Source organism: Clostridium sp. (assembly GCF_051278035.1).
Classification (GTDB): Bacteria; Bacillota; Clostridia; order Clostridiales; family Clostridiaceae; genus Clostridium_AD.
Genome location: NZ_JBNMNU010000122.1, coordinates 1 through 12866, shown reverse-complemented (window position 1 = coordinate 12866; position 12866 = coordinate 1). Strand labels below are relative to the sequence as shown.

At 33.3% G+C, this 12866-nt stretch carries 12 protein-coding genes and 1 pseudogene; 11 read left to right on the top strand and 2 right to left on the bottom strand.

Going from position 1 to position 12866, the window contains the following annotated elements:
• From ACJAX4_RS16485 to ACJAX4_RS16455, 7 genes are all read left to right on the top strand, one after another.
• The coding region (locus tag ACJAX4_RS16485) for a PD-(D/E)XK nuclease family protein (protein WP_435790541.1) at window positions 1–2260 on the top strand (2260 nt) is incomplete at its 5' end.
• Window positions 2257–6120, top strand: coding sequence for a helicase-exonuclease AddAB subunit AddA (gene addA, locus ACJAX4_RS16480; protein WP_435790540.1), 3864 nt, complete (start codon window positions 2257–2259; stop codon window positions 6118–6120). The genes ACJAX4_RS16485 and addA, both read left to right, overlap by 4 nt.
• 281 nt (window positions 6121–6401) lie before the next feature.
• Window positions 6402–6671: a DUF1294 domain-containing protein gene (locus ACJAX4_RS16475; protein WP_435790539.1), complete on the top strand. Its 270-nt coding sequence runs from the start codon at window positions 6402–6404 to the stop codon at window positions 6669–6671.
• Window positions 6672–6760: 89 nt separating this feature from the next.
• On the top strand, window positions 6761–7078 hold the full coding sequence (locus ACJAX4_RS16470) for a hypothetical protein (RefSeq protein WP_435790538.1): 318 nt from the start codon (window positions 6761–6763) through the stop codon (window positions 7076–7078).
• Window positions 7079–7528: 450 nt separating this feature from the next.
• On the top strand, window positions 7529–8365 hold the full coding sequence (locus ACJAX4_RS16465) for a YihY/virulence factor BrkB family protein (protein ID WP_435790537.1): 837 nt from the start codon (window positions 7529–7531) through the stop codon (window positions 8363–8365).
• Window positions 8366–8531: 166 nt separating this feature from the next.
• Window positions 8532–9425, top strand: coding sequence for a cell wall-binding repeat-containing protein (locus tag ACJAX4_RS16460; protein ID WP_435790542.1), 894 nt, complete (start codon window positions 8532–8534; stop codon window positions 9423–9425).
• Window positions 9426–9497: 72 nt separating this feature from the next.
• A complete protein-coding gene (locus ACJAX4_RS16455) occupies window positions 9498–10433 on the top strand; it encodes a DUF5050 domain-containing protein (RefSeq protein ID WP_435790536.1) in 936 nt (311 codons plus the stop codon).
• A 126-nt stretch (window positions 10434–10559) separates the two neighbouring features.
• Here the strand turns inward: ACJAX4_RS16455 and ACJAX4_RS16450 are convergent, their stop codons facing one another.
• Window positions 10560–10763, bottom strand: a complete 204-nt coding sequence (locus ACJAX4_RS16450) for a hypothetical protein (protein ID WP_435790535.1) — start codon at window positions 10761–10763, stop codon at window positions 10560–10562.
• A gap of 54 nt (window positions 10764–10817) precedes the next feature.
• A complete protein-coding gene (locus ACJAX4_RS16445; protein ID WP_435790534.1) occupies window positions 10818–11252 on the bottom strand; it encodes a hypothetical protein in 435 nt (144 codons plus the stop codon).
• 230 nt (window positions 11253–11482) lie between these two features.
• Between ACJAX4_RS16445 and ACJAX4_RS16440 the strand changes: the two genes are divergently transcribed.
• The 4 genes and pseudogenes from ACJAX4_RS16440 to ACJAX4_RS16425 form a co-directional block, all read left to right on the top strand.
• Window positions 11483–11668: a hypothetical protein gene (locus ACJAX4_RS16440; RefSeq protein WP_435790533.1), complete on the top strand. Its 186-nt coding sequence runs from the start codon at window positions 11483–11485 to the stop codon at window positions 11666–11668.
• A gap of 66 nt (window positions 11669–11734) precedes the next feature.
• Window positions 11735–11908, top strand: coding sequence for a hypothetical protein (locus ACJAX4_RS16435; protein ID WP_435790532.1), 174 nt, complete (start codon window positions 11735–11737; stop codon window positions 11906–11908).
• A 258-nt stretch (window positions 11909–12166) separates the two neighbouring features.
• On the top strand, window positions 12167–12568 hold the full coding sequence (tnpA, locus tag ACJAX4_RS16430) for an IS200/IS605 family transposase (RefSeq protein WP_435790531.1): 402 nt from the start codon (window positions 12167–12169) through the stop codon (window positions 12566–12568).
• 19 nt (window positions 12569–12587) lie between these two features.
• Window positions 12588–12866 (top strand): annotated as a pseudogene (locus ACJAX4_RS16425) (RNA-guided endonuclease TnpB family protein); the annotation flags it as partial.

Here is a 12866-nt window from a genome sequence, read left to right as displayed (position 1 = left end):
AGATCTAGAGCTTTGGCAGGAAAAGATAGAATACTATTTTAGAGACTATTATAAGAGAAGCGCACAGGAAGCTCTAAAAGCAGAAGAAAAGCAAGAACAGCCAGAACCAACAGAGGAAACACAAAGAATAGAAGCTACAATAAAAATCCTAAACCAAACAAGAGAGCTTGTAATAGAGCCACTAATAACCTTAAAAGAAAAATTAAGAGGCAAAAACACCACTACTAAAATCTGCACAGCTCTCTTCGAATTTCTAGAAACCATAAATGTATATAAAACTCTAGAAATATGGATAGAGAATTTTAAAGAGAATGGAGACCAGGTAGAAGTCACAGAGTACAGTAAAATTTGGAACCTAGTAATGGAACTTTTGGATCAGATGGTAGAAGTTATAGGAGATGAAAACTTATCTCTTGAGGAATTTTCATCGGTGATGTCAATGGGCTTTAGCAAACACAAGATGGGACTAATCCCACCAGCACTTGACGGCGTGTCAATTAGTAGCGTAGACCGTATAAAAAGTCATGATGTAACTGCCTTATATATTATAGGGGTAAATGATGGAGTGTTCCCAAAAGCGAGTAGGGAAGAGGGGATATTTACAGATGGTGACAGAGTAATTCTAAAAGAAAAAGGAATAGAAATAGCAAATGACACAAAAACTGAAGCCTTTAATGAGCAGTATTTAGTTTATGCCACAATAACTATTCCGAGTAAATATCTGTTTATAAGTTATCCTATAGGTGATTATGAAGGTAAAACTCTAAGACCTTCCATTATAATATCAAGATTTAAAGCCTTGTTTAAGGAATTAATAGAAGAAAATAATATAGTAGAATATGCGGGCAAGGACAAAGACAACGATTTACTAACTGAGCATCAAATGCAGCAGGTCTGTGCTAAGACGCCCACCTTTAATGGACTTATTTTTGTCCTTAGAAAATACTTAGAAGAAGGTCATATATCCGATATGTGGGTACAGGTTTACAAATGGTACCAAAACCACCCTGGCTTTAGAGAAAAGACTAGCATTATGTTCGAGGGTTTTGACTATAAGAATGAAGTTAAAATGTTAGAAAAAGAAAAAGTACACATGCTTTATGGAGAAAAAAACTATTTTAGTGTATCCAGAATAGAAAAATATGAAGAGTGTCCCTTTGCATATTTTGTCCAGTATGGCCTAAAAGCTAAAGAAAGGGAGTCTTTTACCTTTTCATCCCCAGATCTCGGTAGCTTTATGCACAGTGTACTAGATAATTTTTCGAAACTTGTGGATAAAAGTAATAAAAAGTGGGCGGATCTTGAAAAAGGTTGGTGCGAAGAGAATCTTTCCACCATAGTAGAAACTGAAGCTGCGGGAAACTCTAGTGGGTATATATTAAACAGTTCTCCCAGGTATAAGTACTTTACAGAAAGATTGAAAAGAGTATTAAAGCGAACTATTTATGTAATAGTTGAGCAAATGAAAAATAGTGGTTTTGAACCCTTTGGCTATGAAGTATCCTTTGGAGTACAAGATGGAGATTATCCACCGATAGCTGTAGAACTATCCACAGGAGAAAAGGTAAATCTAGTGGGCAGGATAGATAGGGTTGATAAATTAGTAAGTGAGGGTGAAGAATTTTACAGGATAATAGATTATAAATCTGGTAACAAGGATTTTAAACTCTCCGACGTATATTACGGACTTCAAATACAGCTACTTACCTATTTAGATGCTATGCTGACAAATGAAAACAAAGCGTCCAAGGAACCAATTTTCCCAGCAGGTATTCTTTATTTTAAAATAGATGACCCAGTTATAAAAGCTAAAAACAATTTAGACGAAGCGGAACTAGAAAAAGCTATAATGAAAGCACTGAAAATGAAGGGCCTTCTTTTATCAGATACTAAAATTATTAGAGAAATGGATAGAAATATAGAGGGAGCCTCACTAGTTGTGCCAGCATCTATTAAGCAAAATGGAGATTTAGGGGCGAATTCCTCGGTTGCTACAAAGGCTCAGTTTGAAACGCTGCTTTGCCATGTAAAAGAAAACCTTATAAACACATGCGAGGAAATGCTAAGTGGGGATATAGAAATAAAGCCCTACAAGAAAAAGGATTTCACTCCTTGTAGCTATTGTAAATATACATCTATATGCCAATTTGATGCTACTCTTAAGGAAAATACTTATAAGATAATAAAAGATAAAAAAGATGCGGAAATCTGGGAACTTCTAAGTTCAAATATAGAAACCATTGGAGGGGAGAAAAAATGACAACTAAACTCAAAGTAGAAAATAAAGAAACCCCATTAAAAGAGAAAGCGGTTAACTTTACCCCTGACCAAGAAATGGCTATATTAACTATAGACTGTAACCTTCTAGTGGCAGCTGCGGCAGGCTCTGGTAAAACTGCAGTTCTAGTTGAGAGAATAATAAAAATAGTAACGGATGAAAATAGGCCCACAGATATAGATAAGCTCTTAGTAGTTACATTTACAAACGCCGCTGCCTCAGAAATGAGAGAGCGAATAGCAGAGGCAATTTCAGTGGAGCTTCATAAAAATCCAGGAAGTAAACTACTTCAAAGGCAATTAACGCTACTAAATAAATCCAGCATCACAACAATTCACTCTTTTTGCCTAGAGGTTATAAGAAGCAATTTTCATGTAGTGGATTTGGATCCGAATTTTCGAATAGCTGACACCACAGAAGCGGTGCTTCTAAAACAAGAAGCTTTAGAAGAGATGTTCGAAGATAGATACCTAGCCTTAAGTGAAGAGGGAAATGATGAAACAACAAGTAAAAACGAACTAGTAGAAAATTCTAGCTTTTTGCAACTAGTGGAATCCTACAGTAATAACAAAGAAGACCTAGGACTTCAAGCTATAGTTCTAAGCCTTTATAACTTTGCAATGAGTGCTACAGATCCAATAAAATGGTTAAAAGACAAAGCCGAGGACTTTAACATAAAGGAAGGCTATAATTTTAGTGATACATCCTGGGCACAGGTTTTAATGAGAGACCTTAAAACAGAACTAAAGGGAATAGAAAAAGTAATGCTAAAAGCACTGAAAATGGTAGAGTCAAATCAGGCTATAGAAGTCTACGGAGATGCTTTTAAAGAGGACTTAGCTAATCTATCAGACCTTTTAAGCGCTGCGAATAGTAGTTTTGAAAGTTTAGCAGCCGCATTTGAAACGTTAGTCTTTAAAAAGCTACCAACCATAAGGGGTTGCAAAGATAAGGATAAACAAAAGATGGTTCAGGATATAAGAAACAAAGTAAAAAAACAATTACAAGCTGTGCAAAAGCAAATGTATTCAGCTGCTTCAGATGAGTCACTACAAGATATAAGAACACTTTACCCACAAATGATGGAACTATCACAACTAGTCATAGATTTGCAGGAAAAATACAGACAAAAGAAGAAAGATCGAGCCATTATAGATTTTAACGATTTTGAGCACTATTGCCTTTATATATTAACCAAAAGAGATGAAGCAGGAGAAGTAGTATTTGACGCGGAAGGAATGCCAGAACCTTCAAAAGTTGCAATTGGGCTCCGAAACAAGTTTGATGAAATCTTAATAGATGAATACCAAGACAGCAATATGGTTCAGGAAACTATTCTAAACATAATATCAAGAGAGAAATTAGGCACGCCAAACCTATTTATGGTAGGAGACGTAAAACAGAGTATATATAGATTTAGACAGGCAAAGCCAGAACTGTTTCTTGGTAAATACAATAGTTATTCTAAAATAGAGGGCGATAGCAAGAGAAAAATAACTCTATATAAGAATTTTAGAAGTAGAGAGCCAGTTATTAATGCAGTGAATTTTATATTCAAGCAAGTAATGTGCAAAAACATAGGGGAGCTTGACTACACAGATGAAGAAGCACTAAATTTAGGGGCTCATTTTGAGGATCTTAAAGATGGATCAGAAATTGGGGGTCCCGTGGAGCTACATCTCATTGAAAAAGCAGTGCCTGATATAACAGAGGATAGCGTAGAAGGTGAAGAGGGTGAAATAAGCGAGGAAGGAACAACCGCGGAGGATGAAACTCCAACTAACATTGAACTGGAAGCTAGGATTGTAGCTAAAAGAATAAGCGAATTAATGAATAGAGAAAAGCCAGATCCTTTTAAGATATATGATAAGAAAATAAAAGCTTACAGATTTGTGGACTATAAAGACATTGTAATATTGCTCCGTGCCACCTCAAACTGGGCTCCTTCCTTTTTAGAACAGTTAAAGCTAGAGGGAATACCGGTTTATGCAGATACTGGCACAGGATATTTTAGCACCATAGAAATTCAAATAATAATGAGCCTTCTACAAATAATAGATAATCCAAGGCAGGATATCCCTATGATTTCAGTCCTTCGTTCTCCAATAGGTGGATTTACCTCAGAGGAAATAGTAGATATAAGAATAGGTCAAAGGGAAATGTGCTTTTATGATGCTATGGTTTCTCATGAAAAAACAGGGGAAAATGAAAAGCTAACAAAATTTATAGAAAAATTAAACCACTTTAGAGAAATTAGAAATTATATGCCCATCGATGAATTCATCTGGCTACTTTATACTACCACTGGATACTACGGTTATGTGGGAGCAATGCCTCAAGGAGTCCAAAGACAGGCAAACCTGCGGGTGCTGTTCCAAAGAGCTAGGCAGTACGAGGAAACTAGTTATAAAGGACTGTTTAATTTTATAAACTTTATAAATAAGCTAAAAGTAAGTTCCGGAGATATGGGAAGTGCCAAAACCCTAGGTGAAAATGAAAATGTAGTTAGAATTATGAGTATCCATAAGAGTAAAGGATTAGAATTTCCAGTAGTATTTCTAAGTGGTGCAGGGAAAAACTTTAACTTAATGGACATTAATAAAAGTATATTATTTCATCAGGAACTAGGCTTCGGTCCGGATTTTGTGGATCCATTAAGGAGAATCTCTTATCCCACAGTTTTAAAAGAGGCGTTAAAAAAGACCATAAGAATAGAAAGCCTTTCGGAGGAAATGAGAGTGCTATACGTTGCCTTTACAAGAGCAAAAGAAAAGTTGATAATAACTGGGGCGATGAGAAATATAGAGAAGAATTTAGTAAGAATGAGCTCGGCACTTTCGGAAAATGGTGAAAAGCTTGGAGAATATGAGATATTAAAAGCCAAAGGCTATTTAGATTGGATAGTCCCTGCGATAATAAGACACGAGGATGGAAAACCGCTAAGAGAGTTAATAGGAATAGATGATAATAATGAATCCCTACTAAAGCATCCAGCTAGCTTTGAAATCAGATTCTGGAATAGGGAAGAAGTAACGAAAAATCAGAAGGCAGAGGAAAATGCCATTGTAAGTACGCAGGAAAAGTTAAGCTTGCTTAATGAAAGTGAAAACCAAAAGGAACTCCAAGATGCCATAGATAAAAGGTTAGGTTTTGTGTATAAATATGAAATGTCTACAAAAATGCCAACAGTACTTACAGTAACGGAGCTAAAAAGAAAATATAATCAAGAAATTACAGAAGGTCCCTCGGACAATATGTATAAGCCAAGACTTATAAAAAAGCCTAAATTTCTAGAAGAAATAAAAGGTCTAAGTCCAGCTGAAAAAGGAACCGCTATGCACGCTGTACTGCAAAGATTGGATTTAACTAAGGTGGCAAGCATAAGTGAAATTAGGGCGCAAATAGATATTTATATCGAAAAAATGTTAATTTCAGAAGAAGAGGGTAAATCAGTGCGAGTAGAAAAGCTAGTGAGGCTATTTAAAACTCCATTAGGTCAAAGAATGGTAAGCGCATATGGCCAAAATAAGTTAAAAAGAGAAATTCCCTTCCATATAGAGATTAACTCTACAGAGATAGATAAAACCCTTCCAATAGAGATATATGGAGAGGAAAAGATAATTCTTCAAGGAATTATAGATTGCTATTTCGAGGAAAATGGAGTGATAATACTGGTGGATTATAAAACAGACAAGGTAGGGAATGGGGAGGTAAGCCTTTTAGTAGAGAAGTATAAGTCACAGCTAGACTATTATGCTAGGGCGATCAATCAAACACTTGAAACGCAGGTTGGGGCGAGTTATTTGTATTTGTTTAGCATCGATGAAGCAGTAGAGGTATAAGGTATGAAAATTCTCCAGCGTGGCTTGTGATGCGGAGAAAAGTTCATAGAGAAATATATGAGAAAAAACCAAAAAAGTAGCGAAACATTTCCCGGGAGATAATATTTTGGCGTAAGGTATGGAATTACAATGTTTTTGGGCGACCGATTGCAAGTCATGCGGAGAAAGTTCATACAATTACGAAATATATGTCAAAAGGCATTAGAATATACGCGCTCCTCGCTGGCAGAAATAAGGAGAAAAGATATGGTATTATTACATTACAAATAGAGGAGGAAATTATGGAAATATTTTTGTACTATTATTTAGCTATTAATTTAATTGGCGTGTTTATAATGTATTCAGATAAGCAAAAGTCACGAAAAGGGAAATGGAGAACACCAGAGAATACGCTTTTTACCATAGCTGCGGCTTTTGGAGCCTTGGGCATTTTTATAGGGATGCGTTTGTTTAGGCATAAAACTAAGCATAATAAGTTTGTCATAGGAATACCTTTAATACTTGGAGTTCAAGTGTTTATAGTTCTTAAATATATTTTTCAAATCATGTAAGGTCCATAATTTAGAGCTTGAAATTTACAACCTTTTTGGGTACAATAAAGGTAAGATTATACAGATGCATATTAAGAGGTGGTAATAGTATGGAGGATAAGATGGCTGAACTTATGGAAAAGATGCATAGTGAGTTTTCAACTTTTAAAACTGATGTAACTAATGAGTTTAAAGCCATAAGACGGGATTTAAATAGCGTAAAAGAAGATATAAAAAGTCTTAATATTAAAGTCGATAAAACCACGCTTGGGTTAGAGAGTATAGATAGTGAAATCGGAATATTAGCTGAAGTTCAGAAGAATATGATAGGTCAAACTGAAAAGCAAATACCAGAAGCTATAGAGCCTATTTGTGAAGATATAAGTGTAATTAAATGCGCTGTAAAGAACATTTCAAGTGATTTGTAGATGTAAGCGATAAGACTTAAGTTTTCAAGCCTGTGTATAACTATTCTGAAAATATCGATTAATTTACATAAATTATAGGTATATTACTAGTTTATTGGTTGTTATGTGTATAAGTATAAGAAGTTATCCCCTTTTGGTGGATAACTTTTTCTGAATTGTGGATAAATTTTTAATTGTCTGAATATAGTTAACAGTATAATGTTTTTTTCTATCTAGGTTGTGCATAAAATCAAATGAAGCTAAGCATGGCCACATTTAGAAATTTAGCTACAGTAAATTGATGGAGTAGTAGGGGGCTTTTAAAATAATATTTCAATTTTAGCGTACGAATAAAACGAAGTCTATTTGTTTAAAATATAGAGAATAATAAATATTATAACCATGAAGGTGAACATACTAAATTCCGACCTTCACGGGTGGATTAATCATATTAAATTGTGAGGTGAATGTATGTTAAAAGACTTAAAAGAGCTCGCGACTAGAGCTATTGATGATGATATTACGGCTCTAGCAGCACAAGTTACTTATTATTTATTGTTATCTTTTTTTCCTTTTCTATTACTGCTTCTTAGTATGATTGGTTATAGTGATTTAAATAGTAATGATGTACTAATATATTTAAGCCAAGTAATGCCGGAGAGTACTTTTGATTTAATTTCTACAACAGTTATAGATGTTTTTGATTCAAAAACGGGGAATTTACTCTCTATAGGAGTAATAGGTTTAGTTTGGTCGGGATCGAGTGGTTTCAGAGCTATTATAAAGGGACTAAATAAAGCTTACGATGAGAAAGAAACAAGAGCATACTGGAGAACATTACTCATATCTATATGCTTTATGATAGGACTTGCGCTGGTTATTATAGCGGCCGTAGCTTTAGTTGTATTTGGTCAAGCAATAGGTGGGCTTATTGTTGAGAAATTTAATGTGTCTAGTAAATTTATATTAAATTGGGATATTATAAGGTACTTGGTGACGTTATGTGGGATGGTATTTATTTTTGCAGCGCTTTATCATTTTACTCCTTGTAGGAGACTAACGTGGAAAGAAGTATTTCCTGGAGCTATTTTTAGTACACTGGGATGGTTATTTTCTTCTCTAGGGTTTGCATATTATGTGAATAACTTTAATAATTATTCTAGTGTGTATGGCGGTATAGGAGGGGTTATAGTACTTATGTTATGGCTATATATTACTTCTATTATAATCCTCTTAGGTGGCGAGGTTAATGCGCTACTAGCATTTGAGAGAGAGGGGAAAGAAAAGCCGAAGTGTAAAAAATACTAGTGTTAATACCATGTAAGGGTTTAAGTTTATGCCTTTATGTAAATAAAAATGAATTTAACAAAATCCGAAAAAATCAGAAGATATCCTTCTGATTTTTTTTGCGTGCAGTTTTAAAAATGCTTATGAGATACTGTATTCCATAATTTACTCGTATCTATAAAATCCTATTTATTGTAACATATATTATATAAGTGTAAATTTCAGAGATTCTAGTAATTTTTTAATTATAAAATATAGGAGGGTATATATTAAAAATAAAAAACTATTTATTTATTTTTTATCAAGTATTTTACTATTAGCAGTTGTTTTCAGCTCTTCAAATAAAGTATTAGCAGCAACAACACAAAGACTTCAGGGTCTAGACCGGTATGGAACAGCGATTAACATATCAAAGTCAGGGTGGCAAAATTCAGATAATGTTATTTTGGCAACAGGTAAAAATTTTCCTGATGCTCTTAGTGCTGCACCACTTGCTAAACAGTTAAATGCACCAATTCTTTTGGTAGGAAAAACATTAGATAGCACACTCAATACTGAACTTATTAGGTTAAATGTAAAGAATGTGTTTATAGTAGGTGGTGAGGGCGCAGTTTCTAAAGCCATAAAAGAGCAGTTAGAGCAAAATCATCTAACAGTTACAAGATTGGCAGGGAATAATAGATATGTAACATCATTGAATATTGCTAATTATATTGTAGAAAAATTTAATGTGGGTACTGAAATAGTTGTTGCAACAGGGGAAGGATTCCCAGACGCGCTTTCCATAGCACCAATTGCAGCAAATAAGGGAATGCCAATTATATTATCCCCCAAAAATCAATTCCCAGATAGTGCTAAAAAATATATTACAGACAACAAGGTTACAAAAGCATTTGTTATTGGTGGAACTGGTGTAATAAGTGATAAAGTAATGCAACAGCTACCTTCTCCAGAGCGATTAGGTGGAGCAGACAGGTTTGTAACTAATGTCACTATATTAAATAGGTTTGCAAGTGACATATCTTTTGATAAAACATATGTTGCAACCGGTAATAATTTTCCGGATGCATTAGCTGGTTAAGCCCTTGCTCCAAAAACCTCATCTCCAATTATACTAGTGAATAAAATATTATCAATTTCAACAGCCGATTATTTGAATTTGAAGCTACCGTCTATAAATCAATTATGTGTTCTGGGTGGGGAAGGAGTTGTACCTCAATCAGTTTTAACAAATAATGTTTATGGAAACACACAGGGAAATATCAGTAACTTTGGGTTTGTAGCACAACAAGGTGACTGGATTTATTATAACAATAATACTCTGTACAAAATAAAGACTGACGGAACGGGTAAAACTGAAATAAGTAAAGATGTAGCAACATTTATTAATGTATCGGGCGAATGGGTTTATTATATTGAATATTTGAGTGGAACAAATAATATGTATAAAGTAAAAACTGATGGCACGAAAAGAACTAAACTTAGTGATGACTCATCTTATTATATGGTTGTTGCCTGGGACTGGATATACTATATGAACGCTTCGGATGAAGGAAGCCTGTATAAGATGAAGACAGATGGTACACATAAAACTAAATTAAACAATGAAGTCGCATTAGATGTCAATGTATCAGGTGGCTGGGTGTATTATATAACATGGGTTGATTCAGGCGAATGCGAAATCCATAAGGTAAGAACTAATGGTACAGGCTTAACCATGTTATCTGGCGCTACCAACATGGCATTCTTAAACGTTTCAGGAGACTATTTATATTTTGAAACAAATGATGCTGATGGGGAAAGAGGCGATTTAATGAAAGTAAAAATTGATGGGACAAGTTATTCAACAATTAATTATGATAATACAGAGTATCTAAATGTATCAGGAGACTGGATTTACTATTCCAATCTATCAGATGGAGGGAAACTCTATAAGATGAAGACAGACGGAACAGGTGACATAAAGATTAATGATGATGATGCCATTTTTATTAACATTGTAGGCGAATGGATTTACTATAAAACTGATTTGCAATATGATAATATGAAAGTTAAAATTGATGGAACCGAGAGACAAAGTGTGAACTAATTTTTTCGTTTTTTATATTATAGAAGTTCAAACTCTAATTAAAACAAAAGAACTCGCGATACAGCGAATTCATTTATTGAGGTGTATTTACACCTCGGTTTTATCGAAATGCTTTCGCCCAATAAATTATTCGACCATACTAGCCTCTTTAATAAATTTTTCTATTGCCCTATTAAAATCCGATTCAAGATAATCAATATAATTTTGATCGCTTGGGTCAAGTTCGATCACTAGATCTTTTAATTGTTTATAATGAGTTTTTATCTTTTCAAATTCATTAGTGAAAAATATTTTCCTGCTTTGTTCTAGCATATTTTTTTCGATATCCATACTGACACATCCCCCTTAGACTTTTAGTAAAGTCCCATATATTATAATTCTACATTAATTTCTATTTTCCTTTGTATAGCTTAAATGAATAACGTCTTCAAATCCTTTACCATATAGAAAAACAAAAGTCTTAGGTATATATATGAACACTAATTTTTCATCACCTTTTATTTGGTCCGTAAGAACTACGGACCACTTTTCAGCAGCACCGTGACTAGAAACATCTGTATTAACCCCGGTATCTGCATAAGGAGTGAAAGTAGTAGCATTTTTAGGCACCCAAAAGAATACACGGTAATGAGGCCACTTATCCCTCCCTATAATATAATCATAATTTGGTGTACCCCGTTTCTCTACTAATATTTTTGGGGCTACTGTTGTATCGGTAGCAATAGCCTTTGAGATAATAGCTGTGCGTAGAAAGCTACTAAATAAGAAGACTATTAGTGAGAATCTTATAATAAGAAAAGAATTTTTTTTGTAATCCATATTACCATCTCCATAATTTATAACAATTAACCTTAGTATTCTACAAATAACTATAGATATGTGCTGTTAGCATATTTTTATTATTGGTTTGTTTATATATAATGAGATTTATATATAACTATGGAAGTAGTAAAGGTGAAAGCAGAAGAAGGAAAAGAGAGGTACTTTGTTGCAGATGATGATTGATATACTATTGTAATATACATAGAATCATTAAAGGAGATGTAAAAATGAGTAATGATAAAACAAGCAATTGGGTTACAGCATTTTTTAATGTAATAATATTTGGAATTATAGGTCTTCTTTTGGGAACTTACATAGGTTGTGCAATTGGAGTAATTATAGGATTATTATTTGCAATTTTAAGTGGTGTAGAAAGAAATTTTAATATGCTGAATGAGAAAAACAAATCTTAAAACGAGAAATTACTATATAATTTTACTATATTAGTTTTATGTTGATGAATAAGAGGAGGTGATATTTTGATTGTTATTTTTGGTTATGGTGCACCTATTGCAGTAATGTTATTGTATGGCAACATCGTTTGTATTATGAAAAAAGTAAAGAATGGAGAAGATACAGAAAATAAGACTATTGTAGGGGGCATTTTATCAGCATTTATTTTAGTTTCTATTTTTGCTATATGTGGGAGGTAGTTTCCATATATACATTGAGATTAAAACCTAAAAACGCAGAAGGTAAATATACTGTTATGTGGAGCGATGGAATTATGAAAAAATAACAAAAATATACTTTCATATTTTTTTATGACACATTATTTTAAAATTACAAGAACTTGTGCGAAAAGCCCATTCCTTTAGGTGTGGGATGGATAGCATAAGAAATCAAAATTATTTTTATCGTTCGTGTATAAATCAATAGACAACATACACGGGTGATGTTATAATGAAATTATGGAAAATAAATATAGAACAACTAAGACTACAGTAAGTTTAATCAACTATCATTTCATATTTTGCCCAAGATATAGAAGGAAAATATTTTTAATACCTAATGTAGAAGTGAGATTTAAGTATATGGTCAAATATATATGTGAAGAGATAGAAATCGAAATTATTGCTATTGAATGTGATAAAGACCATGCACATATATTTTTAAATTGTCTGCCAACATTAAGTCCTTCCGATATCATGCAAAAAATAAAAGGGGCAACAAGTAGAATTTTGAGAGATGAATTTATTGAATTAAAGAAGATGCCAAGTTTGTGGACTAGAAATTTTTTTGTATCAACGGCAGGTAATGTAAGTAGTGAAACAATAAAAAGATATGTGGAAAATCAAAAAACAAGATATTAAAAGGAGGTGGATGGATATTATGTCAAATTATATTTTAACATTAAAATTAGATACGCAAATTTATCAAGAAGGTATTCTAAATAAGAAATTAGAAATAAGTAGGGGTATTTATAATAGCTGTTTAGGTGAATTGTATAAAAGATATAATCATATGAGACAGTCTAAAGAATACAAGAAGGTTTTAAAAATGGCTAAAGGAAAAGAACGAAATAAACAATTCAATGTATTAAATAAAAAATATAATTTGACTGAATATTCCTTTCATACTTTTGTAAAACCCATTCAAAAACGTTTTAAG